This window comes from Lactobacillus johnsonii ATCC 33200 (assembly GCF_000159355.1).
GTDB classification, from domain to species: Bacteria; Bacillota; Bacilli; order Lactobacillales; family Lactobacillaceae; genus Lactobacillus; species Lactobacillus johnsonii.
Genome location: NZ_GG670120.1, coordinates 641,119 through 666,518 on the forward strand (window position 1 = coordinate 641,119; position 25,400 = coordinate 666,518).

Annotated in this window: 22 protein-coding genes and 1 pseudogene; 7 read left to right on the forward strand and 16 right to left on the reverse strand. The window is 34.8% G+C overall.

Annotation, left to right across the window (positions count from 1 at the left end; genetic code table 11):
* Positions 1 to 35 precede the first annotated feature (35 nt).
* Positions 36 to 902 (forward strand): SPFH domain-containing protein, encoded by an 867-nt coding sequence (locus HMPREF0528_RS03045; RefSeq protein WP_004894981.1) that lies wholly within the window; start codon positions 36 to 38, stop codon positions 900 to 902.
* A gap of 97 nt (positions 903 to 999) precedes the next feature.
* Here HMPREF0528_RS03045 and HMPREF0528_RS03050 read toward each other — a convergent pair whose 3' ends face one another.
* The 9 genes and pseudogenes from HMPREF0528_RS03050 to HMPREF0528_RS09450 all read right to left on the reverse strand — a co-directional run bounded on the left by HMPREF0528_RS03050 (position 1,000) and on the right by HMPREF0528_RS09450 (position 8,666).
* Positions 1,000 to 1,275: a type II toxin-antitoxin system Phd/YefM family antitoxin gene (locus tag HMPREF0528_RS03050; RefSeq protein ID WP_004894983.1), complete on the reverse strand. Its 276-nt coding sequence runs from the start codon at positions 1,273 to 1,275 to the stop codon at positions 1,000 to 1,002.
* A 62-nt stretch (positions 1,276 to 1,337) separates the two neighbouring features.
* Positions 1,338 to 2,468, reverse strand: coding sequence for a glycerate kinase family protein (locus HMPREF0528_RS03055; RefSeq protein WP_004894985.1), 1,131 nt, complete (start codon positions 2,466 to 2,468; stop codon positions 1,338 to 1,340).
* A gap of 133 nt (positions 2,469 to 2,601) precedes the next feature.
* Entirely contained in the window at positions 2,602 to 2,808 is a 207-nt protein-coding gene (locus tag HMPREF0528_RS03060) for a hypothetical protein (RefSeq protein ID WP_004894989.1), read from the reverse strand.
* A 259-nt stretch (positions 2,809 to 3,067) separates the two neighbouring features.
* Positions 3,068 to 3,714, reverse strand: a pseudogene (locus HMPREF0528_RS03070) (nitroreductase family protein).
* A gap of 107 nt (positions 3,715 to 3,821) precedes the next feature.
* A complete protein-coding gene (locus HMPREF0528_RS03075; protein ID WP_004894996.1) occupies positions 3,822 to 5,765 on the reverse strand; it encodes a M13 family metallopeptidase in 1,944 nt (647 codons plus the stop codon).
* 285 nt (positions 5,766 to 6,050) lie between these two features.
* Positions 6,051 to 6,323 (reverse strand): hypothetical protein, encoded by a 273-nt coding sequence (locus HMPREF0528_RS09435; protein ID WP_004894998.1) that lies wholly within the window; start codon positions 6,321 to 6,323, stop codon positions 6,051 to 6,053.
* Positions 6,284 to 6,931 carry a hypothetical protein gene (locus HMPREF0528_RS09440; protein WP_234600836.1) on the reverse strand — a complete coding sequence of 216 codons (648 nt, stop codon included), beginning with the start codon at positions 6,929 to 6,931 and terminating at the stop codon, positions 6,284 to 6,286. The genes HMPREF0528_RS09435 and HMPREF0528_RS09440 overlap by 40 nt, the downstream gene beginning before the upstream one ends.
* Positions 6,932 to 7,437: 506 nt before the next feature.
* Positions 7,438 to 7,956 (reverse strand): ABC transporter permease, encoded by a 519-nt coding sequence (locus tag HMPREF0528_RS09445; protein WP_225844879.1) that lies wholly within the window; start codon positions 7,954 to 7,956, stop codon positions 7,438 to 7,440.
* 5 nt (positions 7,957 to 7,961) lie between these two features.
* Positions 7,962 to 8,666 carry an ABC transporter permease family protein gene (locus HMPREF0528_RS09450; RefSeq protein WP_004895008.1) on the reverse strand — a complete coding sequence of 235 codons (705 nt, stop codon included), beginning with the start codon at positions 8,664 to 8,666 and terminating at the stop codon, positions 7,962 to 7,964.
* A gap of 55 nt (positions 8,667 to 8,721) precedes the next feature.
* Here HMPREF0528_RS09450 and HMPREF0528_RS03090 point away from each other — a divergent pair, with 55 nt between their 5' ends.
* From HMPREF0528_RS03090 to HMPREF0528_RS03100, 3 genes are all read left to right on the forward strand, one after another.
* On the forward strand, positions 8,722 to 9,630 hold the full coding sequence (locus HMPREF0528_RS03090) for a glycosyltransferase (RefSeq protein WP_004895010.1): 909 nt from the start codon (positions 8,722 to 8,724) through the stop codon (positions 9,628 to 9,630).
* A gap of 67 nt (positions 9,631 to 9,697) precedes the next feature.
* On the forward strand, positions 9,698 to 12,436 hold the full coding sequence (ppc, locus tag HMPREF0528_RS03095) for a phosphoenolpyruvate carboxylase (RefSeq protein ID WP_004895013.1): 2,739 nt from the start codon (positions 9,698 to 9,700) through the stop codon (positions 12,434 to 12,436).
* Positions 12,437 to 12,458: 22 nt separating this feature from the next.
* A complete protein-coding gene (locus tag HMPREF0528_RS03100) occupies positions 12,459 to 13,007 on the forward strand; it encodes a cysteine hydrolase family protein (RefSeq protein ID WP_004895018.1) in 549 nt (182 codons plus the stop codon).
* 51 nt (positions 13,008 to 13,058) lie between these two features.
* Here HMPREF0528_RS03100 and pyrR (HMPREF0528_RS03105) read toward each other — a convergent pair whose 3' ends face one another.
* The 7 genes from pyrR (HMPREF0528_RS03105) to HMPREF0528_RS03135 all read right to left on the reverse strand — a co-directional run bounded on the left by pyrR (HMPREF0528_RS03105) (position 13,059) and on the right by HMPREF0528_RS03135 (position 21,905).
* The gene (gene pyrR / locus HMPREF0528_RS03105; protein ID WP_004895022.1) at positions 13,059 to 13,595 is read right to left on the reverse strand and encodes a bifunctional pyr operon transcriptional regulator/uracil phosphoribosyltransferase PyrR; all 537 of its coding nucleotides are present in this window, start codon (positions 13,593 to 13,595) and stop codon (positions 13,059 to 13,061) included.
* A 30-nt stretch (positions 13,596 to 13,625) separates the two neighbouring features.
* Positions 13,626 to 16,814: a carbamoyl-phosphate synthase large subunit gene (gene carB / locus HMPREF0528_RS03110; protein ID WP_004895023.1), complete on the reverse strand. Its 3,189-nt coding sequence runs from the start codon at positions 16,812 to 16,814 to the stop codon at positions 13,626 to 13,628.
* Entirely contained in the window at positions 16,807 to 17,895 is a 1,089-nt protein-coding gene (locus HMPREF0528_RS03115) for a carbamoyl phosphate synthase small subunit (RefSeq protein ID WP_004895025.1), read from the reverse strand. Before HMPREF0528_RS03115 ends, carB begins: the two co-directional genes overlap by 8 nt.
* Positions 17,892 to 19,169: a dihydroorotase gene (gene pyrC / locus HMPREF0528_RS03120; protein WP_004895027.1), complete on the reverse strand. Its 1,278-nt coding sequence runs from the start codon at positions 19,167 to 19,169 to the stop codon at positions 17,892 to 17,894. Before pyrC ends, HMPREF0528_RS03115 begins: the two co-directional genes overlap by 4 nt.
* A complete protein-coding gene (locus tag HMPREF0528_RS03125) occupies positions 19,169 to 20,125 on the reverse strand; it encodes an aspartate carbamoyltransferase catalytic subunit (protein WP_004895031.1) in 957 nt (318 codons plus the stop codon). The genes pyrC and HMPREF0528_RS03125 overlap by 1 nt, the downstream gene beginning before the upstream one ends.
* A gap of 146 nt (positions 20,126 to 20,271) precedes the next feature.
* Entirely contained in the window at positions 20,272 to 20,814 is a 543-nt protein-coding gene (gene pyrR / locus HMPREF0528_RS03130) for a bifunctional pyr operon transcriptional regulator/uracil phosphoribosyltransferase PyrR (RefSeq protein ID WP_034525115.1), read from the reverse strand.
* A 167-nt stretch (positions 20,815 to 20,981) separates the two neighbouring features.
* Complete coding sequence (locus tag HMPREF0528_RS03135) at positions 20,982 to 21,905, reverse strand: dihydroorotate dehydrogenase (protein WP_004895035.1); 924 nt, start codon at positions 21,903 to 21,905, stop codon at positions 20,982 to 20,984.
* Positions 21,906 to 22,155: 250 nt separating this feature from the next.
* Here HMPREF0528_RS03135 and pyrF point away from each other — a divergent pair, with 250 nt between their 5' ends.
* The 3 genes from pyrF (at position 22,156) to HMPREF0528_RS03150 (ending at position 25,383) form a co-directional block, all read left to right on the forward strand.
* Positions 22,156 to 22,863 (forward strand): orotidine-5'-phosphate decarboxylase, encoded by a 708-nt coding sequence (gene pyrF, locus HMPREF0528_RS03140; protein ID WP_004895039.1) that lies wholly within the window; start codon positions 22,156 to 22,158, stop codon positions 22,861 to 22,863.
* A gap of 1 nt (position 22,864) precedes the next feature.
* A complete protein-coding gene (gene pyrE / locus HMPREF0528_RS03145; RefSeq protein WP_004895042.1) occupies positions 22,865 to 23,503 on the forward strand; it encodes an orotate phosphoribosyltransferase in 639 nt (212 codons plus the stop codon).
* Between the two features lie 284 nt (positions 23,504 to 23,787).
* Positions 23,788 to 25,383 (forward strand): Mbeg1-like protein, encoded by a 1,596-nt coding sequence (locus HMPREF0528_RS03150; protein WP_004895045.1) that lies wholly within the window; start codon positions 23,788 to 23,790, stop codon positions 25,381 to 25,383.
* Positions 25,384 to 25,400 lie beyond the last annotated feature (17 nt).

Consider the following 25,400-nt stretch of genomic DNA (forward strand, 5'->3'; position numbering starts at 1 on the left):
AATATCATCAAACTCAATTAATTGGAGGGTATACCATGATTTATGTTTTTATTGGTGTGATTATTTTACTAATCATTATTTATTTCTTATGTGGCTTACGGATCGTACCGCAAAACTATGTAGGTCTAGTCGAAACCTTAGGTAAATACTCAAGAACTGTAAAAGCTGGTTTAGTCTTTATTTGGCCAATTTTCCAAAGTTTGAGAAAGGTAAGCTTAGCGTTGCAGCCCTTAGAAATTTCTAAATATCGTATTATCACTAAGGATAATGCCGAAATCACTACCAGCTTAACCTTAAACTATCTTGTTACTGACGCCTACAAGTACTTCTATAACAATACGGACTCTGTTGAATCAATGGTGCAATTAATTCGTGGTCACTTACGTGATATTATCGGACGAATGGAATTGAATGAAGCTCTAGGATCAACTAGTGAAATCAATGCCCAACTATCAAAAGCAATTGGTGATTTAACTGATATTTATGGAATTCAAGTAGTTCGTGTTAACGTTGATGAATTGCTCCCTAGCCCAGAAATTCAAAAGGCCATGGATAAGCAGTTAACTGCTGACCGTGAAAAAACTGCCGCTATCGCTCGTGCCGAAGGTGAAGCTAGAAATATTGAATTAACTACTAAAGCCAAGAACGACGCGCTCGTTGCTACTGCAAAAGCAAATGCTGAAGCAGTAAAAACTCAAGCTGACGCCGACGCTTATCGAATTGATAAATTACAAACAGCTCTTGATAAAGCTGGGGATGGCTATTTCAGAAATCAAAGCTTAGATAGTTTTAACCAGCTCGCGCAAGGACCTAATAATTTAGTTGTGTTAGATAAAGATGAAATCACTGATTTAGGCAAAATCCCAGCTGCTAAAAAGATTTGGGATCAAAGTGAAGATTAATAAGAACACTAAAAAAACTTCTACCATTAAAAGTAGAAGTTTTTTGCTCTATTCTAGATTGCTGTCCATTTTTTGTGAAAATGTGTATTTTTCCCAATTACTTAAATTGATTCCAGTAATTATCAGTTGATTCTACAATTGGATCTTCCGGTAACTCATGTCTTTGAATTAGTTGATCACGAGCGATCGCGTACTCTAAAGAATCTTCTTTTGATTGAAGAGCTTTCTCCATCCAATATAATTTTTCTTGTGAAAGAACTGCTACTGAACGGCTATTAGATCTAACAATATAAACTATTTCATCATCATTAACTTGGTCTAAGTATTTCGTTAGATTTGCTCTAAAATCACTTTGAGTTAATACCAACGTCATGAATTTTCCTCCTTAGCATGCATATTATAGCTAATTCATCAGCAATATCGGGTCTACACCCTTTAAAAATTAAGTAAACGAACTATATTTTCTGTAGCTCTAGCCACATTACTTGGTCCATTTTTCAAAGCGGTTGAAAGATCACACGCTCCGGGAATAATTCCAAAAATTGCAGTGAAGCCTTCACTATATAAACTATCAATTCCTTCTCCCAAATACCCTGCTAATGAGATAACTGGCTTATGATACTTTTTACCTAATTTAGCAACTCCATATGGTGTTTTTCCAAACTTGGTTTGAGAGTCGGTACCACCTTCTCCGGTAAATACATAGTCAGCAGTTCTAATTTTATCTTCTAGTTTTGTTACTTCAATTGCAATGTCTACTCCTTGCCGCATTTCACAAGTAGTAAATGCCATTAACCCAGCTCCTAAACCACCAGCTGCTCCACTTCCTGCTGCCATTGCAATATCTTTATTCAAATCACGTTTAATAATTTTAGCGTAATGCTGTAAATTATTTTCAAGTTTTTCAACCATTTCTGGTGTGGCACCTTTTTGTGGTCCAAAAACTCTTGATGCACCATCTTCGCCAATTAATGGATTTGTCACATCACTTGCTAAAATAATTCTTACGTCTTGAAGTCTTGAATCTAAGTTAGAAATATCAATTTTGTCTAATTTATCTAAACTTCCTCCACCAAACGAAATTTGACGGTTATTTTTATCTAGCAGTTTTGCTCCTAAGGCTTGTGCCATCCCGCTACCACCATCATTAGTGCTACTGCCGCCTAATCCAATAATAATTTCTTTAACATTGTGATCTAACGCATCCCCAATCAATTCACCAGTACCAAAAGTGGTGGTTAGTAGCGGATTACGCTTCTGCTTTTCTACTATTTCTAAACCGCTCGCCTTAGCCATTTCAATCACAGCAGTTGTCCCGTTACCTAAAATTCCATAATATGCTCTTATCTTATTGCCAAGTGGTCCTGTAACCTCAACCGTAATTCTTTGACCATGGGTTGCATCGACTAAAGAATCAACTGTCCCTTCTCCACCATCTGCCATAGGTACCTTGATTACTTGGGCATCCTTATCAACAATTTTTATTCCCCTTTCCATCGCATCACAGACTTCTTTTGCTGTCATGCTTTCCTTAAATGAATCAGGAGCTACTACATATTTTGTCATTATTACGTCCTCTATTTTTGTGTTTGCCTAATTAATACTTTTTATATTAATTTTAATATGAAAATTGGTAAAGATACTGACTTTAGAAAAATCAAAGTTGAACGTAATAAATAGTACTTCTGCCCTAATAGTCTCAGATAGAAGTCCTATTTTCATACGGATAAACATGCCTAGAAGCTGATTGAAATCCTTTCACAGAAATCATCTTATTTGCTTCATCAAATTTAATAATTGATACACCATCAAACTCACCAATTCTATTTTTATAATTACATTTAAAATGCCATTCAACAAAAGCTATCTCATTATTAATCCAAATATTCTTAATTGGCCATTCCAATACTTGTCCAATTCTTATTCCAATCTTTATACCAGGCTATAATTTCAGCTTTATTCCTATAAATTGGACTATAACATTCACTATAGCTAGCATTTTTACTGAAAGTATCCTCAAAATCTTTAAAGTTTGGAACAATCCACGAGTTAAAATATCTTTTTATTACTTGCTCTTTACCCTTCACTGTCGTGCCCATCTATTTTCAAAGGATTATAGAAAAAGGCAGAAATAAATTTCTACCTTTAAAATCTAAGTATTATCTTTATTCGAATTTTAAAACTTCATCAACTGGATACCTAACTGACTTAAGTTCTTCTACATTTTTATTTGGTTTTCCAAGAGCAATCCCCATTACTGGAACATACTGCTCTGGATCAAGTCCCATTACACTTGCCGCTTTTTTTGCATCATAACCAGTCATTGCATTTGTTTCATATCCATGTGCTCTAGCAATTAACATTAACTGCATTGCAGCAAGTGAAGAATCAACCATTGCGTCAGCCGTAAGCATTGTTTTATCTGCATGCTCATATAATGGTAAAAACGTATTATAAACTTTATCTAGTTCTTCTTTTGAAATTCTCTTTTCTGCGTACATTTGATCCCATAATGCACGATACTTCTTAAAGGCTAAGGTGTTACCAAAAACCTGAATAACTGCACTTGATGTATCAATTTGCGGATTATTTATTGAAGGGCATGTAAAATTCATGTAATTTCTTCTTACCTTCATCCGTATCCACTACTACAAATTGCCAAGCCTGCAAGTTACATGTAGAAGGTGCAGTAGTTACTTCTTTAACTCTCTCTTAATTCAGACCGTGGAATTTTCACATTTTTATCAAAATGCCGAACCGAATGACGATTGAGTAAGACATCCCCAAAATTATTGTTTTTAAATTGTGCCATATATTTTATCCTCCTATGTTTATCAGCGCTTACATTGAGTATTATAGTATAAAATTTATGGTATAGAAAAACAGAGAGATTATAATTTATAACCTCTCTGTTTTGTATTACCAAATAGTAATTCTATCTTCAGGATCTAGCCACATTCCATCTTCTGGAGTTACATTGTAAGCTTCGTAAAACTCATCTTGATTTTGAACAGGAATATTAACTCTTGTTGGTTGGGGTGCATGTACGTCTGATTGAACTTCTGCTGTAATTGATTCTGGACGTTGTTTTTGCATCCAGCTCTTCGCATAAGTTTCAAAGAGATCTCTCATTTCTCCGCCTTCTGCTTTATTAGCAGCAATTGCACAAGAAAGACCACTTAAATCGGCAATGTTTTCAGAAACAACTTGCTTACCATTTAACTTAGCTGGTCCATACTGTAAGCCATCAAAAATATCGGCAACGGCCTTAGTACGTTTATTGAACTCAGCAAAGTCTTCTTTAGTCCACCAGTTCTTCATATTACCCTTTTCATCAAACTGAGCTCCATTATTATCAAAAGCATGAGAAACTTCATGACCAATGGTTGCGCCGATTCCGCCATAGTTAGCTGCACGAGATTGTTTTGCATCATAGAATGGTGCCTGCAAAATTCCAGCTGGGAAAGTTAAATCATTCTTTTGTGGGTCATAGCAAGCATTGTTTAAGTTACCTGGCATTGCCCAAACGCTTCGATCAGGTTTCTTGTTTAATTTTTGTAAATTATCTTTGATCTTTTCTTGATTAATAAGAGCTCGGTTTTCATATAGACTCTTATTTAAATCAACTACTAGTCGGTCAAAAACAGCTTGATTCTTTTCTGGATAACCAATTTTGAGTTTTAAGGCTTGCAATTTAACAATAGCTTGTTTCTTAGTTGTTTCGGAAAGCCATTCATTGTCTTGAATTCTTTGTTCGTATACTTTTAGCATATTATTGATCATGCTAATTACATCATTTTTAGCATCATCGCCAAAATAAGTTTTGCCGTAGTAAATTCCAACAACTTCATCAAAAGCCGCATTTGCTAAACGGTATGCATGCTTATCTTGTGCCGGCATTTCAGGCACACCATAAACAGCTTGTCTAAATGGAAAAGCAGCTGCTCTAAAGTCTTGAGATAAGTAGTTAGCTACTCCATTAATAAACTTAACAATCATCCAGCTCTTAATTTCGGCAAATTCACTATTATTTAAAAATTCATTGATATGATCAAAATAACGTGGCTCTGCTTCAATTACTTGATCAGGTAGTTCAGGTAAAAGTTGCTTTAAGAAAGCATTGATGTCGAAATTCTCAAACTTAGCTTCAAAATCTGCTAATTTAACTGGATTATAAGTAGCTGCATAATCAGCCCATTCTTCAGTTGACTTCAAAACTTTAGCAAGTTTCTTATCGAATTCAATACCCTTTCTTGCCCAAGTCTCTGCTTGTTCTTCCTCTACTCCAGCCATCACAAGTAGCTTAACTGTTTGCTTTTCCAAGGTAGAAAGTAATTTTTCAGCATCCTCACTTTGATATGCAGTAGTATCTGGCAAGAAAGTTCCTGGTCCTTCTGCATATAAGGCATTATGATCAGTATCCTTCATATCTTCCATTACAAAAATATTGAATAGTAAGTCATATCCTTTTGCAAACAAGTCAGCAGCTTGTCTATTAAATTCTTTAAAACTACTCAACGAAATTAATTTTTCTAAATCAGCTTTGATTGGTTCTGCCTGTTCTTTATTTCTTTTATCAAAATCAATTGCTAATTTATAAAGATTAATTGCTTTTGCAAAATTAGGTATAGTAGGAATCTCCTTTTCCTCTTCAGCAAATTCAGCAAAATCCTTCATCAATTGATCTTCAATCCGCATATCTAAAATCAAGTTAATACCGGTTGAAGTTCTGTCAGCTGGAATTTTTGCTTTTGAAAGCCATTCTGAGTTAACGGCTAAGTAAAGATTATCTTGGGGTCTAGTATTAATATCAGGCTTAGTTAGGTCGCCTGCACCCCCGCGAATATTAAAGTATTTTCTCATCTAATTACCTTCCATAAAAATCAAATTAAGTAAATGATATCATTATTAAACTTACTAAGCTATTTATTATTTTAGCTTTTTTTAATATTTAAGAATTCAGAAGATAAAAATACTAACATTGGGCCATTTATAGATCCGAGATGTCAGTATACTCACACTGTCTTTCTTATCTATTAGTTTGAATTGGTTGAAAAAGTTCCTGTTACAGTAATTGTATATGGACTATTTCCTTTCTGAACGGTTTTACATTTTTATTAATAGTTACTTTGCGCCCTTTTGTATCAATTACTTTTCCCCCTTAGCTACATTTAAATTGGTAACTCTTGAATTACCAGTTACGATCCATTTAGAATTAGAAGTAATATTCATCGTCAGTGGAGTTTTTGATTTTGAGGAAGCGTATTTATTACTAATGATGGAAGTTGTACCAGTATAAGTTGAATTTTTTAACAATTTAATATTTGTACTCGACATTGTGTCTACTACAATATTTCCCTTTAACTTTTGCTTAGTAGCAGTTAAAACAATATGTCCATCATTTTTATCTTTTGTTCCCAATTATTAGAGCTATTATCAGTAACATTTAATAGATCTACTTTTTTATTACTAAAATCAAGCTTAGTATTTTCTAAGTTAATTTTATCTGTAGTATTTGTTACATAAAACATAGTACCACTAGAAATTTTTGTTTTTAACGTTGAATTTTTCGCATTAAAGGATGCACCTTTTCCTGCAGCAGTCTCCTCATCTCCTGAAGTGGATTGATAAATAATTACCCCATTTTTAATTGGATCGGAGCCAGAGATTTTATTGCTGGTCGAAGTTAAAGTGGAATTATTGAGGAGTATCTTATTATAGCCCTCCATTCCAGCAATCTGGCTACCATGAGCTATACCTGTTACATTTTTTAAAGAAATGCTTCCTATAGAATAGACTAACGGAGAACCAGAACCCTTTGTGGTAATTTTAGAATTATTTACTTTGACAACGCCACCACCTCTGTCGATAGCTACAGCCGCAGAATGATCACCATTAGTAGAAATTTTAATTTTATCAGCATTAATTTTTCCACCATAAGTTGCATCTAACCCTCTTGAATTAGCTTCACCAGTCGTTTTAATTGTAGTATTTTTAACATTAACCGTACCATTATTAGTTAGTTGCAAAAATACCATTTGCTCCAGTCGCGTTCGAATTTATTTTTGTATTCTTTACAGTAGCAACAGCTTTTTTCCATTTGTTAAAACAACTGAATCCAACCCATAAAAGTTAGCATTATCATCACTAGTTGCATCCTCGTGTATTTGGACCACCTTTTCCCATTTGTCTGGCAGGTGGTTGTTGTCCCGTATCAGATGGAGGTGTTCCCATTTTTTCACTTTTTTGATCACTAGACTGACCTTTTTTGAAGTTTTAGTTGTACTTGCTTATACTGTTTTAACTTGTGTAGAAGTTGTTTCAACTGTTATTCCTGCTAAAGGGGCGGTAAGTAAAGGAATAGTAGTATATTTTGTATATTTCATGCTAGGAAGTCCTCCTTAATTAAATTTTATTATTTAAAAGCATACGATGCTCTTTCGATAAAAGTATGCATAATCCTTAATAAAAGTATTAAGAGAAGCTAAAGTTAGCTTTAAAGCTATTAAGAGATCTAAAACTTAATATAGAGGAATCAATCTACTGATTTCAGTGCTTCTAGCATATTAACTTCTTTAATCTTGCGATTTACGAAAACGGCCATAATACCTGTAATGACTAACGAAATTAAAGCTGATAATAAATAATTACTAAATAAAATTCCAGGTTTAAACATTGCATTTAGGGGAGCTAAATTATCAATAATAAAACCATGTAGCCAATTACCAATTAAAAATCCAATTAAAATACCAAAAATTGATAAAATAATCGTTTCTCGATAAATATATAAACTAGCCTCATTATTGTAAAAACCTAATACTTTCAAGATTGCAATTTCTCTCATTCGCTCTTCTAAATTGGTTGTCGTTAAAGTAAAAATCACTACCACTGCTAATAAGTCAGCCAGCCCAATCAATAGAAACATTACTTTATCCATACTTTGAATCAAACTATCGATAATTTGTTGATTATTAGTATTTAAATTAATTGCACTAACTGCTCCAGTTTTCATCAAAGAACTCGCAAAAGAATTAATTTGAGTTTTATTATTCAACTCAATTAATTGAGCATTTTAATGGCTTTTCGACCAAAGTATTTGCGATAAACACCCGAACTCATTAAGACATAGTGTCCCATATACATTTCACAGATATTACCAATAGGTAATTTTACTTTTTTGCCATTAGTAGTTACTAAACTTAACTCATTCCCAATACTTAAATTTAGTAATTTAGCCAATTTTTCTGAAATAACTATTCCCCGACCATTTAAGTTTATTTTTTGACCAGAGGATCTATTTCTCAAACTAATATATTTGCTAATCTCGCTACCCTTTTCTGGAACAATTATCGAAATATACTGATTAGTACCGGCAATTTTTTTCGAAACATTTTCAAAATATACTGGCAAATGTTTATTTACCTGACTAGAGGAAAGCTTCTGATTCAATTTAGTGCTTTGTTCGCTAGACAGAGAATCTTTATCAACCGCAATCAGATCATACTTAATAATCTCACTGTATTGTTTTTGTCCAATACCCGCTAGTGAATCACGAATTCCAAATCCCATCATTAATAAGCCAGTGCATCCCGCAATACCTAGAATAGTCATAATCATTTTTACTTTATAGCGAAAAATATTTCTCAAAGTAACTTTATAATTAAAACTTAAATGTTGCCAAAAAGGTTTAATTTTTTCTAGTAAAATCCGAGAACCATTTTTCGGTGCCTTAGGTAACAGTAATTCACTCGTCTTGGCTTGCAAAGCAATAATTAATTGAATTATTGCTGCACCAGTAGTACAGAGAATAGCAATTAATATGGGGCAAGATGTTCGTATCCTTTCTTCAATTGCAGGTGGAAAACCAGATTATCCTCTTCCAATAATGACAATCCCAATTTTAAAAAATATTATTGCCAAAGAAGGATTTCATTTTGCTAAACCTAAAAAAGAAATAATTAAAGAGGCTATTAGATGGGCAGATTTAGTCCACTTGGAAGACCCTTTTCCTGTTTGTTGGAGCGCCGCTAAAATTGCCAAACAGATGAGAAAGCCAATTACAGGTACTTTTCATCTTTATCCTGAAAATCTGACTGCTTCAGTATCAATTTTAGACCATGGCAGCATCAATTCTGCTTTTATGAGATTATTTCGTGATACTACTTTTTATTACTGTAGCTATTTACAGTGTCCCACTACTAAGGTCGAACAACGTTTAAAAAAATATAACTTCAAATCCAAGTTAATAGTTATTTCTAATGGCATTAGTGACTATTATTTACAGAATAACCAGAGAACGATATCGACTGATTCCTTTACAATACTTTCAATTTGTCAAAGACTAAAGATTAATGCTCAGCTTGGCTTTTATTCTAGAAATGACCTAAAACAGATCATGGATCAATCCAATATTGTTATTCATTGTACTAACGTGGAAGTTGAAGGGATGGCTTGCATGGAAGCTTTTGCGACTGGGTGTGTACCCATAATTGCCCAAAGTCCTATCTCTTCTACCAGTTCATATGCCTTAAGTCCTAACAATCTTTTTCTCGCTGGAAGAAGCGAAATTTTATCTCAAAGAATTGATTACTGGATTAATCATCCCCAAGATTTAAAAATGATGAGTGCAAATTACCAAAATTATGCTAAATCTCTTACAGTTCAATTTTCTGCTAAAAAGGTCGTAACAATGATGAAAAACACTCAAAAAAATTATCTTTCAAACTAATATTCAAACATAAAAATATGTGTTATTCTTATGTTAAATCTTTCACAAAAAGGAGGAAATTTTTTTAATGTCCATCAAGAAGTTAGAAAATAGCAGCGATCATGCAATGGTAGCTGAAGAAGTTAAAATTTTGACCAATTTACTTAACGAAAGTACACGTCAATTAAGTGGGGATGTGATTTTTAATAAAATTCAAGATTTAATTAAGATCTCCGCTCAAAAAGACTACGATGCTCTTGAAAAGCAAATTGCTAGTCTTACTAACCAAGAAATGATTGTCGTTGCACGTTATTTTGCAACTTTACCTTTATTAATTAATATTTCTGAAGATGTAGAGTTAGCTAGTGAAGTTAACTTACTCAATAATACGGATCAAGACTATCTTGGTAAACTTGAAGATACGATTGACTTAGTTTCTCAAAAAGAAAATGCCAGTGAAATTCTTAAGCATGTTAATGTAGTTCCCGTTTTAACTGCTCACCCTACTCAAGTTCAAAGAAAAACTGTCCTTGAACTAACTGACCAAATTCACGGTCTATTACGCAGTTACCGTGAAGTTAAAAACGGAACCATTAATCAGGCTGAATGGACTGAAAAACTCCGCGCTTACATCGAGATTTTAATGCAAACCGATATTATTCGTAGCCACAAACTACAGGTTTCTAATGAAATTACAAACGTTTTAGCATACTATCCTAAGGCTTTGATTCCGGCTATCACTAAATTTACAGCTCGCTACCAAGAATTAGCTAAAAAACATAATTTAAATCTAGTTGGCGCCACCCCAATTACTATGGGAATGTGGATCGGAGGCGATCGTGATGGGAATCCATACGTTACTGCTGAAACATTAAAGTTGAGTGCCACTTTACAAAGCCAAGTAATTTTTGAATACTATATTAAACAGCTAAACAATCTTTACCGCACGATTTCAATGTCTACTTCTTATATGAAGCCTTCATCCGCTGTTGAAAAATTATCAGAGCTCTCAAATGATGATTCACCATTTAGAACTAATGAACCATATCGTCGTGCTTTCTACTATATTGAGAGCCGTTTACTTCATACTGAATACACTCTTTTAGGAACAGCTGATAAAAATAGCTTTGTTAAAAAACGCGATTTGGAAAATTTAGACAAAATCCCTGTTTATAAGAATCCACAAGATTTTAAAGCTGATTTAATTACAATTAAAGAATCGCTCGAAGAAGATTATGACCAAGCTGTAGTTAGAAGTTTCTTTATTGAGCTATTAGAAGCAATTGATATCTTTGGTTTCCATTTGGCAACAATTGATATGCGTCAAGATTCTAGTGTAAACGAAACTTGTGTTGCTGAATTGCTAAAGGGTGCCGGAATTTGTGATGATTATAGTGCCTTACCAGAAAAAGATAAGGTTAAAGTTTTACTTAATGAGTTAAACAATGATCCACGTAATCTTCATGCTAACAATAAGCCAAAATCTGAATTGCTTCAAAAGGAATTAAAGATCTACAAGACTGCTCGTCAACTCAAGGATTGTATTGGTGAAGATGTAATTAAACAACACATTATTTCTCATACTGAAAGTGTCTCTGATCTTCTTGAACAAGCAATCATGCTTAAAGAATATGATCTTTTAAATAATCAAGGAGCTCGCATTCAAGTTGTGCCATTATTTGAAACAGTTGAAGACTTAGAAAACTCTCGTGAAATTATGAAAGAATTTCTAAATCTTGACATTGTTAAAAGATGGCTTGCTTCTCAAAATAATTACCAAGAAATTATGCTGGGCTACTCTGACTCAAATAAAGATGGTGGCTACTTAGCTTCTTGCTGGAATCTTTATAAGGCTCAGAAAGACTTAACTGCAATGGGCAAGAAATTGGGTGTTAATATTACCTTCATGCACGGCCGTGGTGGAACTGTGGGTCGTGGTGGTGGTCCTTCTTATGAAGCTATTACTGCTCAACCTTTTGGCTCAATTAATGACCGGATTCGAATGACTGAACAAGGTGAAATCATTCAAAACAAGTATGGTAATCAAGATACTGCTTACTACAATTTGGAAATGCTAGCCTCAGCTACTATCGACCGTATTGTTTCTAAACAAATTGTAAGTGAAGATGATATTGGTGGATTCCGTTCCTCAATGGATGAAATTGTTTTAGACAGTAATAAAATTTACCGTAAGCTTGTTTTTGAAACACCAGCTTTTCTTGACTACTTCTTGCAAGCTACACCAATTAAACAAATTTCCAACTTAAATATTGGTTCTCGTCCAGCAGCAAGAAAGAAGATTACTGATTTTTCAGGCTTAAGAGCTATTCCTTGGGTATTCTCATGGTCACAAAGTCGAATTATGTTTCCTGGTTGGTATGGTGTTGGTTCTGCCTTCAAGCACTTCATTGATGCCAATCCTAATAACCTCCATACCTTACAAAAGATGTATCAAGGTTGGCCTTTCTTCCACTCCCTCCTCTCCAATGTTGATATGGTTCTTTCCAAATCTAACATGGATATTGCAAAACAATATGCGGACCTATGTGAAGATGAAGATACTAAAAAAGTCTTTGATACTATCTGTCAAGAATGGAAACTTACTAAAGAAGTAATCCTTCAAATTGAAGGTAACAAAGAATTACTTGCAGATAACCCAAGTTTAAAGATGAGCTTAAATTACCGGATGCCATACTTCAACATTCTTAACTACATTCAAATTGAAATGATTAAACGAGATCGCGTCGATGAGATTGCCGGTGTTTATGAAAGTATTTTACCGATTACCATTAATGGGGTAACCTCTGGCTTACGTAATTCAGGATAGTTTTAATTTTTAAGGAAAAAATATGAAAAAAGCACTATTAATTATTGACTACACTAATGACTTTATTGCAGACAATGGTTCTCTTACCTGTGGAAAGCCAGCTCAAGCTTTAGAAGATTATTTAATCGAATTAGCAAATAAATTTTATGATAATGGAGATTATGTAATTTTTCCAACTGATGGACATACCGGTGATACATTTAGTCCAGAATATAAGCTCTTTCCACCACATAATATTGTTGGTACACCAGGGCAAGAGTTATACGGTAAGTTAAAAGAATGGTATGAAGCTCATAAGTCTAGTGACCGAGTATATAAATTTAACAAAAATCGCTATTCTTCTTTCCAAAATACTAATCTTGATAACTACTTACGCGAACGTAAAATTAACGACCTATGGTTAACGGGAGTATGTACAGACATTTGTGTTCTTCATACGGCTATGACTGCCTATAATTTAAACTATGATTTAACTATTCCAAGTAAGGGTGTTACTACCTTTACCGAACATGGTCAAGAATGGGCCTTGGATCATTTTAAAAATGCCTTAGGCGCAAAAGTAATAGAATAAATAGAGCAAAAAAACTGCATCATCTGATTTTTCAGAATGATGCAGTTTTTTCTACTTTAATTTAATTAACTCAATGCTATCAATACCATCGATTTCCTTAACATTAACTGCTACTTGTTCGCTCAAAGCTGTTGGAATATTCTTTCCAACAAAATCTGCCTTAATTGGTAACTCTCGATGTCCTCGGTCTACCAAAACCGCAACTGCAATTGACTTTGGACGTCCAGTTGCAATCAAAGCATCCATCGCAGCCCGAATAGTTCTTCCGGTATAAAGGACATCGTCTACTAATACAACATGTTTATTAGTAATATTTAAATTTTTGGGTTCTAAATTTGAAATCTTTTCTTGATTAATATCAACTCTACGATCATCTCGATAAGAGGTTATATCTAGTTGGCCTACTGGAACAATCTTCTTTTCAATTTCTTCAAGTCGATCCCCAATTCTACGTGCTAAATAGACGCCACGAGTTTTGATTCCAACTAAAACCAGCTCATCTACTCCCTTATACCTTTCAATAATTTCATATGTAATCCTAACAATAGCTCGCTGCATTGCAGGTTTATCCCAAATTTCTTTTACCATTTGTATCTTTTCCTCAATCAGGGAGCATTACTATTTTAAAGCGTCTGTTGCAAATGATCTATTTTCAAGAGATGTTAAGAGTGCGTCAGCTGTATCAAGAGCTGTTAGTAATGGGACATTCTGTTGAATAGCCATTTGTCTAATAATAAAGCCATCAGAATTCTTTTCAATATCGTGTCCCATGGTATTAATCACTAAGTCAATTCTTCTCTCTCTTAATTCATTTAAGATATTGTCATCTGCATTTTCATTTTCATGAACTTTAGTTACAAGATCAACATGTAACCCATTATTCTTTAAAAAGTCCGCTGTACCCTTAGTAGCAAAAATTCGATAACCAATTCTTGCAAATCTCTTTGCAATTGGAAGAATCTTTTCTTTATCCTTGTCTTCAATTGTTAACAAAACATTTCCATTTTCAGGTAGTTGCATCTTAGCTCCGGCAAAAGCCTTATAAAGAGCTTTCGCAAAAGTATGGTCGCTTCCCATTACTTCACCTGTTGATTTCATTTCTGGGCCAAGATATGAGTCTACGTCAGCTAACTTACTAAAACTAAAGACTGGAGCCTTAACACTAATCATCTCTGGTTCAGGTGCTAGACCATCACTGTAGCCCTGCTGCGCCAGCCTTTCGCCCATAATTACCCGAGTCGCAACTTGTGCCATTTCAATTCCAGTTATCTTACTTAAAAATGGGACTGTTCTACTTGCACGAGGATTTACTTCAATTACATAAACTTCACCGTTTCTCACAATAAATTGAATGTTCATAATTCCCACACAATTCAAAGTAAGAGCAAGCTTACGCGTAACATCCATAATCTTATCTTTAACTTCATCCGTAAAGTTCTGTGGTGGGTAAACCGCCATTGAATCGCCAGAGTGAACACCAGCATGTTCAATGTGTTCCATAATTCCGGGTAGTAAAACATCCTGCCCATCACAAATTGCATCGACATCACACTCACGACCGTCTAAATAGTCATCTACTAAAATTGGATGATCAGCTGCAATGTCTACGTGGTCATGCAAGTATTCTTCAAGCTCACTCTTGTTGTAAACAATTTCCATTGCCTTTCCACCCAGCACATAACTTGGACGAACTAAGACCGGATACCCTAACTCTTCAGCCGCTTTAATAACTCCTTCATGTGTTGTTGCAGTTAAGCCCTTTGGTTGATTTAATTTAAGTTTCTTAATTATTTGATCAAATAGTTCACGATCCTCTGCACGGTTAAGATCTTTAACACTGGTTCCCAAAATTTTAATCCCGTGATCTTTCAACCCAGCAGCCAAATTAATTGAAGTCTGTCCTCCAAACTGAACAATTACACCTTCGGGCTTTTCCAAATCACAAACATTCAATACATCTTCTAAGGTTAGGGGTTCAAAATACAATTTATCAGAAATTGAAAAGTCAGTTGAAACAGTTTCTGGATTTGAATTAATAACAATGGCTTCATAACCCATCTTTTGAAGTGCTTTTACGCAGTGAACAGTTGCATAATCAAACTCGACACCCTGTCCGATTCTAATTGGACCAGAACCAATAACAATTACTGATTTTTTACCAGACTTATGTGATTCATTCTCACCATCATAAGTTGAGTAAAAGTATGGCGTCTTTGATTCAAACTCTGCGGCGCAAGTATCAACCATTTTATAGACTGGAATGATCCCATTCTTTTTACGCAAGTCTCTAACTTGATCAACACTTTCATTCCATAAAGTAGCAATAGTTGCATCACTAAAACCATATTTCTTAGCTAAACGTAAAGTTTCAAGATTATCCTTATTTTCTTGGATATTTTTTTCCATCTCTACCATGTGACTAACAATATCTAAGAAATAAAAGTTAATTTTGGTTAATTCATGAACATCTTCAAGACTATACCCTCTGCGAAAGGCTTCTGCTAAATAAAAGAGCCGATCATCTTGCGCTTTAACTAGTTTTTGCTCTATCTCTTCATCACTTGCATGATGAGCCGCTTCAGAATAGAGATCTTTTTCGTCAATTTCAAGGGATCTTACCGCCTTTTGCATTGCCTCTTCAGCTGTTCGACCAATTGCCATTACTTCACCAGTAGCCTTCATTTGGGTACTTAAAGTGCGGTCGGCCTTAGAAAACTTATCAAATGGCCAGCGAGGAATTTTGCAGACGACATAATCTAAAGCTGGTTCAAATTCAGCATACGTTGTTCCAGTTACCGGATTTTTAATCTCATCTAGTGTCATCCCAATTGCAATCTTTGCGGCCATTTTTGCAATAGGATAACCTGTTGCCTTTGAAGCCAATGCACTTGATCGTGAAACTCGAGGATTCACCTCAATAACATCATAGTCAAAGCTATTAGGATCTAAGGCTAGCTGAACATTACAACCTCCCTCAATTTTAAGAGCCCTAATTAAACGTAAAGAACAATCACGAAGCATTTGGTATTCTTTATCACTCAAAGTCTGACTAGGTGAAAAAACAATAGAATCCCCAGTATGAATTCCAACTGGATCAAAATTCTCCATGCAACACACAATCATTGCATTATCATCATGATCACGCATTACTTCAAATTCAACTTCTTTATAACCCGCAATTGATTTCTCAATTAAACATTCAGTAACAGGTGACAGTTCTAATCCATTCTTGGCAATTTTTGCTAACTCTTCATGATTATTACAAATACCACCACCAGTTCCACCCATAGTAAAGGCTGGACGAACGATAATTGGATAGCCAATTCTATCGCCAAACTCTAAAGCTTCTTCAACAGTATTAACAGTTGTTGATGGTGGAACGGGTTCACCCAATTCTTTACATAACTCTTTAAATTTCTCTCTATCTTCTGCTTGTTCAATCGAAGAAAGTCTTGTTCCTAATAATTCAATATTTAACTCATCCAAAATTCCTGTTTTAGCTAATGAAAGAGCCATATTTAATCCAACTTGCCCACCAAGCGTTGGTAAAATTGCATCAGGATACTCTTGTCTAATGATTCTTGAGATTGATTCCACAGTTAGGGGTTCAATATAAACCTTGTCTGCAATAGTAGTGTCAGTCATGATCGTAGCAGGATTTGAATTAACTAATACTACTTCATAGCCCTCCTCACGAAGAGCTAAGCAAGCCTGTGTTCCTGAATAATCAAATTCTGCAGCTTGACCAATAATAATTGGACCAGAACCAATTACCATAATCTTATGAATATCTGTTCTCTTAGGCATGACGCTCTTCTTCCTTTCTTTGGTCAATCATTGACATAAAATCATCAAACAATGAGTCTTCATCATGAGGGCCTGGAGTTGCATCAGGGTGAAATTGGACTGAAAAGGCAGGATATTTTTTATGACGTAATCCTTCAACTGTGCCATCATTTACTTCAACATGAGTAATCATCAAATTTTCTTTATCAATAGATTTCGGATCTACCGCATAACCGTGATTTTGCGAAGTAAAACCAATATTACCAGTGGCAATTTCTCTTACAGGATGATTAAATCCGCGATGTCCAAATTTCATTTTGTAGGTACTAGACCCATTTGCTAGAGCAAAGACTTGATGGCCCATACAAATTCCAAATAGCGGAACATGTTTTTCAACTTCTTGGACCATTTTTGCAGCCGTAAGCATTTCTTCTGGATTTCCAGGCCCATTTGATAAAAGCACTCCGTCTGGATTAAGATTTAAAATTTCTTCGGCTGTTGCAGTGTAAGGTAAGACAATACAGTTACAGTCTCTCTCCGCTAATTCTCGTAAAATACTGTGCTTAATACCAAAGTCAATAACAACTATATTTCTTTTCGAGCCAGGAACTGGATAAGAATTTTTCGTTGAAACACGGCTGATTACACCTTGGGTAATGTTTCTTTGCTTTAATTCTTGAGCAATACTTGCTGCATTTTCCTTTGAATCAGTAATTCTTCCTTTTAGAGTACCGTGAATTCTTAATTTCTTAACTAATTCACGAGTATCAATTCCCTGCAAGCCAGGTATATTTAATTGTTTTAAAAACTTTGGCAAGGTTGTTTGCATACGCCAATTGTCTGGGTGACGCGCTACTTGGTGGCAAATTACACCCTTAATTTGAGGCTCAAGTGATTCATAATCTGCCAAAGTAATTCCATAGTTTCCAATTAACGGATTAGTAAAAACCAAAATCTGATCAGCATAGCTTTGGTCAGTAATTGCTTCTTGATAGCCCGTCATCCCTGTTGTAAAAACAACCTCACCGCTACTTTCACAATTAGCTCCAAAGCCTTTGCCTTCATAAATGCTACCATCTTCTAAAATTAAATAGCGTTTCATTTTGTTCCCCTTTGATATACAACTTTACCATCAACAAATGTCATCACTGTCTCCCCATATACTTTCTGCCCAGTAAATGGTGTATTTACTCCTTTAGACTTAAAATCCTCTTCTTTAATTTCTTTTTGATGCTCAATATCAAAAATCGCAATATCTGCATTCTCACCAGGTGCAAGAAGACCTGCGCTTTTTATACCAAATACTGTAGCCGGCTTATCAGTAAGAAGAGATAGTAATTGTTCAAGCGTGAAAACTTTGTCTTCCTTTACAAATCTAGTGTAAAGAGTGCTAAATGCTGTTTCACTTCCTGTAATTCCAAAAGCGGCTCCTCGCATACTACCTTCTTTTTCCGCTTTAGCATGGGGAGCATGGTCAGTAGCAATTAAATCAATTGTTCCATCTAGCATCCCAACTAAAAGAGCTGCTTGATCCTCTTTACTTCTTAGTGGTGGATTCATCTTAAAATAAGGATCGTCTTCTGGAATATCGCTATCTGTCAATAAAATATGGTGTGGTGCAACCTCACACGTTACCTTAATCCCTCGTGCTTTTGCTAAACGAACTAATTCTACACTGGTTTTTGTCGAAACATGACAAATATGGTAATGGACTCCTGTTTTTTGTGCTAAAAGGAGATCACGAGCAATTTGCGTAGTCTCAGCAAGTTCTGTAACTGGTGGTAAGTCTAATTTTTCAGCTGCTATTCCTTCATTAACAATTCCTTTATTAAAAAGTGAATCATCTTGGGCATGGGCTGCAATAATTAAGTTGTTTTCTTTAGCCTTTTGCATGGCCAGATACATTGTCTGCGCACTTTGAACTCCATGTCCGTCATTACTTAATGCAAATGCGCCTGCTTTCTTAAGTTCTGCGTAGTCAGGAATAATATCAGTTATTTCATCCTTAGTGACAGGACCATACTGGAGAATATGAACTAACCCCTTTTTTTGATTTTCTCTAACCATTTTCTCCATTAATTCAGCTGTATTAGGAACAGGAGTGACATTGGGCATAGCACCAACGGTTGTAAAACCCCCACGTGCTGCCGCTTGACTACCAGTTTTTATATCCTCCTTATAGGTTTGACCGGGATCACGATAATGCACATGAACATCCACTAAGCCTGGGCTAACTATCATCCCGCTAGCATCAATTATTTCTTCCCCTTCTAGATCAGTTCCAATAGCCTTAATTTTTTGACCATCGATTAAAACATCGGCTTTGATTAGGTGGCCGTTTTGGTACACAGTTCCGTTTTTAATTACAGTAGTCATTACTTGAGCCCTCCTAATTTTCTTCCTCGTAAGACTGCCTCAATCATTGCCATTCTCATAAACACACCATTTTGCATTTGACGAGTAAACATACACTTGTCGCTTTCCACCAAATCTGCACTTAATTCAACATCGTGGTTAATTGGGCCGGGGTGCATAATAATTGCATTTGGCTTTAATTCTTGATAGCGTTGGTTATTAATTCCGTATTTTTCATGATATGCTTTTGCATCAAAATTCTTTTCATTAGGATCATCACTGTGTCTTTCATGTTGAACTCTTAAGAGCATCATCACATCCATCTCGGAAATCAACTTATCTAGTTCTTCATATTTTCCATATTTATCAAATTCCTTCGAGTACCAATATTCAGGTCCTGAAAAGTAAACTTCAGCTCCTAACCGATGGAGTAATTCCATATTACTTTTAGCAACTCGTGAATTAGTAATATCGCCAACAATAGCTACTTTTAGACCTTTAAATTGCTTAAAATGTTCATGAATTGTCATCATGTCTAACAAACATTGACTTGGATGTTGCCCACTGCCATCTCCGGCATTAATTATTCCAATATCTAAATGTTGATGATTTTGAGGGCGGATTAAATTTTGATAGTATTCATTTTGTGAATGACGAATTACTTCAATATTCACTCCCACAGCTTCCATAATCAGGGATGTATCATATAATGTTTCTCCCTTATTAACTGAAGAATGAGCAGGATCAAATGGAATTACAGTTAAACCTAATTTTCTTTCAGCCATTTCAAAACTAGTATGCGTTCTACTTGAATCTTCAAAAAACATATTAGTAATATAGATGAGATCTGTTAGATTAGGCGTAGCTCCACCATTTTTAAAATATTCTGCTCGATTAATTAAAGCTTCAACTTCTTCAACACTCAGATTTTCTACACTAACAAAATGTGGTAAACTAACAAGATTTAAATTTTCCATTTTTTATTCTTTCTAAAGCAAAAGGCCTGAAGCATTTAATTGCTCCAGGCCTATTTTTCATATTCTTGTATACGAAAAATATAGCAACCTTTCTGGCCCTCTCTGGAGTCAATTAAATGGTTGACTATTAAATTAATATTTCTTAATTATTTTGATAGAGATTTCAGTTCAACTGAATCCTTACCATCTTTTTCTACCATGTTAACAGCAACTTGTTCGTTAGCTGCAGTTGGGATATTCTTACCGACAAAGTCAGCTCTAATTGGTAATTCACGGTGACCGCGATCTACCAAAACTGCCACTTTAATTGAACTAGGACGTCCATCATCCATCAAAGCATCCATCGCTGCTCTAATTGTTCGACCAGTATAAATTACATCGTCAATTAAAATTACTTTCTTATCGGTAATATCAACATCAATTTGGTTAGAATTGACTACTGGATCTTGTTTTAGTAAAGCATCATGACGATCATCACGATAAAGCGTAATATCTAGCTCATCGATTGGCACATCAACATTTTCTAATTTTTGAATTCGGTCATGAATTCTCTTGGCTAAATAAACTCCTCTTGTCTTGATTCCAATTAAAACAAGATTATCAGTACCCTTATTTTGCTCAATAATTTCATAAGTAATTCGAGTTAATGCACGTTTCATTGCTAGTGCATCCCAAATTTCCTTTGCCATATTTTTCCTCCTGATTTTGCCCATAAAAAAAGCTCCTAGTTCTTGAGACTAGGAGCTTATAGTAAAGTCATACTTATTTAAGCCTGCCTTGCTAGCCTCACGGGACTAATTTTAAAGGACATTTATTGTTTTAAAATTACTGTACTTTCTGATTTTTGTCAAGCCATTTAATTAAAATTGACTTTATTCACTAATTGATTAATATCTGTAATTCCTAACTTTTCTAATTCCTTTGGTAAGTCATCAGCAATATGCTTTGAAGCAAGACTATCCTTAAAATGAGCCGTTCCAACAGCAACTGCATTAGCACCAGCTAAGATAAATTCAATTACATCTTTAGCAGAACTGATTCCACCCATCCCAATAATTGGTAAAGTTGTACTTTCTCGAACTTGGTGAACCATTCTAATAGCAATTGGTTTTACGGCTTCTCCCGAAAGACCACCAATATTGTGACCTAAAACAGGCTTTCTAGTTTCAACATCAATCTCCATTCCCAAAAGAGTATTGATTAAGGATAATCCATCTGCACCACCATTTTCAGCTGCTTTCGCAATCTGCGTAATATCAGTGACATTAGGGGTTAATTTTACATAAATTGGAATTTTTACGACTGACTTAATTTTTTTAGTCAATTCTTCCACTACATCAGGATGAACGCCAAAGCTCATTCCGCCCTGATTCACATTCGGACAAGAAACATTAATCTCTAAGGCATTTACTAGTCCAGAATCAGATAGCTTCTTAGCTACTTCAAGATATCCTGCTTCATCTTCTCCACCAACGCTAGCCATAATTGGCAAGGCAGGATATTCATTACGCAACGGAGTTAATTTATCTTTGATCACCGCATCCACACCGGGATTAGTTAATCCAACTGAATTCAAAACCCCAGTATTTAAAACAGCTATTTGGGGCTGCAGATTACCTGTTGTACTATGAGGAGTAGTCGTCTTTATTACCATTGCTCCCAAATCATTTAAATCAAATTTCTTGGCTGCCGGTACATCCCCAAAACCAAAGGTACCACTTGCTGGCATAATTGGATTTTTTAAATCTAATCCTGGTAATTTTACGTGTGTATTAATCATATTTTCCTCCAAAATGAATGCTCTCTGTCATTCAATTATTTTTCAAGAATTGATTGTACACGCTTTTTTATTTTTTTCAAAGTCAAAAATTTTATTTGTAATTCTTTCTCGAAGATGCTAAACTTCATTTTGATTAAACTTTAAACGGTACAGAGAGACCGCAAGTTAGAATTATTGACTTAAATTATCTGAGGAAGTCTATACCTAGTGTCTCTCTGCGCTCGGTATAGACTTTTTTTATGGAGGAAAAATGAGTAGACCTGTTATCGTTGCCTTAGATTTAGACAATGAAAAGAAATTAAATGAACTATTACCGAAATTAGGTAAACCTGAAAATGTTTTTATTAAGATCGGGATGGAACTCTTCTTTAACGAAGACCCTAAAATCGTAAAACAATTATCAGAACAGGGGTATCAAATCTTTTTAGACCTAAAGATGAACGATATTCCTAATACAGTCTATAATGGCGCAAAAGCATTAGCTCGTTTGGGTATTACCTACACCACGGTTCACGCACTTGGTGGTAGTCAAATGATTAAGGCGGCAAAAGATGGGTTAATTGCGGGAACTCCGATTGATAAAAATGTTCCTAAATTACTAGCTGTAACTGAATTAACTTCTATTTCAGACGAAATTCTACATTATGAGCAAAATTGCAATTTATCGATGAATGATCAAGTATTAAGCTTAGCTACAACAGCTAAAAAAGCAGGTGCAGACGGTGTAATTTGTTCTCCACTTGAAGTTAAAAATTTACGTCAAAAAGTTGGAAAAGACTTTTTGTACGTAACTCCTGGAATTAGACCAGCTGGTAATGCTAAAGATGATCAATCACGCGTAGCTACTCCACTTCAAGCAAAAGAATGGGGTTCAACAGCGATTGTTGTTGGTCGGCCAATTACTTTAGCTACTGATCCAGAAGCCGCATACGAAGCAATTAAAAAGGAGTTCAACTAACATGCATAAAAATCAAATTATTAGTCAATTAATCAAAGAAAAAATTATTACTATTTCTCCTGATAAACCTTTCACTTATGCAAGTGGAATGCTTTCACCAATCTATACCGATCTTCGGTTAACTGTTTCTTACCCAGAGCTGCGTGATATGATTGCTAGTGACCTAGCCAACCTAATTGCGGCAGAATTTCCTCAAGCAACAATTATTGGCGGAGTTGCAACTGCTGGTATTCCTCATGCTGCTTTAGTTGCCGGAAAATTACATTTACCAATGATTTATGTTCGTCCAAAACCTAAAGATCACGGTAAAGGTCGTCAAATCGAAGGTCGTTTTTCAGAAAATGATCAAATTGTCTTAATTGATGATCTAATTACCACTGGTGGATCAGTTTTAAACGCAGTTAAAGCTACTGAAAAAGATGGCGGAAAAGTAGCTGGGATTGCTTCAATTTTCACTTATTATTTGCCAGATGCAAAAGAAAACTTTAAAGAAGCAAATGTAAAATATACTCCCCTTCTTTCTTATCCTGAATTACTTAAAAAAGAAAATGAATCCGGACATATTACCAGTGACCAATATGATATTTTAAAAACCTGGCATGAAGATCCATGGGCTTGGGGTAAAAAATTTAACAGTTAAATCTCAATAAGATTATCATCATATAGTTAATTTAAAAAGAGACTGATTTTTATATTTAATCAGTCCCTTTCTTTTATTTCCAGATATTTTTATTAATAAAATTTTCTTTAATTTCAAACTGGCTACAAATATTTATCAATACCGCAGGTTAATTAATCGCCTCATTTAGCATGTGGTAGACTTAAGGAGAGTAAGTGACTTTCTTTTTTATTAGCAATTCGTTAATAAAAACTACAACATTTATCTATATAATAATTGTAATTAGCAGAAAGGATGGATGAAATATGGATACAAATAATATTTTGTCTTACATAAAATGGCGTGGCGATATTTCCCTTTCTGCACGATCCTTTGACGAAGTTGATGCATTAGTAATTGCCACGTTTTCTTATATTCATCTTGATGGAATTGTCCCCGATTCTAATAAAGAAATTTCAATAAAAGAAGCCGCTGAAAAATATTTTAATTCTTCAAATCAACATCTCGACCATTATAAGTATCAAGATTTACTAAAATTAATGGCAAATTCTGTTCGTTTTGGGGATGCAAAATTATCTTACTTTGTGGATGTTCTTACTGATCGGATACAATTTTCTGCAATCAAAATTAGTCTTGATAATGATACTAATTTTATTTCATTTCGAGGAACAGATGATAGCTTAGTTGGCTGGAAAGAAGATTTTGAAATTAGTTTTAGAACAACCGGTGCACAAAAATATGCTCTGAAGTATCTGACAAATATTTTAAAGACTACTAAACAAGTCTACAGTTTAGCTGGTCACTCCAAAGGTGGTAATCTTGCTGAATATGCAGCAGTTAACTTACCTGATGACTTAAAAAAGCAGATCAAAACTATTTGCACTTTTGATAGTCCGGGGCTTAGTACTCAAGTTGATGGGGTAACTGATAAACTAAAACGTTATGTGCCTGAATTTAGTATCATTGGCCGGCTTTTTGAGCCAGAAAACATTACCCCAACAATTTTAGTTAGTGATCGGCCAAAACTAGCTCAACACGATCCAATGAGCTGGGAAGTATCGGGTTCTCACTTTATTACTAGAGCTCATCGCAATCCAACTTCTAAAATATATAATCAAATCATAAATCAATGGATTGGTGAAGCAAATCTTCAAGAACGTGAAGCCCTAACCAATGATCTATTTAATGCTTTTGCAGCTAGTGGAGCAACCAAAATTACAGAACTTAATAAAAATGGTTTTGGTGGTTTTGGTGCTATTCTTTTCTCTCTTACCAATTCATCTAGAAGAACGAGATTTGTTCTCGGAAGTTTATGGGAAACCATCTGGAGCAGTATTAAAGCAACTCATCTAGAAAAATTATTTATAAATCCCAATTCAATTATTGGATGGGTATTAATTATTCTTGGTATTGTAGACCTGATGATTCCAGATTATGCCTATCGGGCATTTGGGGGAATAGTTGGAGTCTTTTGTATTGGGTGGAGTGGCTATCATATTGTCACAGCTGCTAACTCCCATTTAGTGCCTAAGTCAAAGCGATTCTTTATTATTACTTATCTCATTGTTTTTGGTTTAGCTGTCGCAATTATTTCTAATAACCGTTTATTGGCTTTCTTAGCTCACTATGTTCTAGGCATATTCTTAATCGGGTTTGCATATGTAAGATTACGAAATGTAATTGTTAAAAATAAGAAAAATGGAATTTTCAAAAATATCATTGATGTGGTTGAAAGTTTAATTGCTTTCGCAGCTGGCATTATTGTAATTGTAAATCCTAATTACTTCAGTCGCCAAGCAGTCATTATTTTAGGAATTTTACTGATTATTTATGGCCTCTTCCAACTAATAATGGAACTATTTAGACAGAGAAGATTAAAGATGCCGCCTAAACATCATTAACAAATTAAATAAGGCTT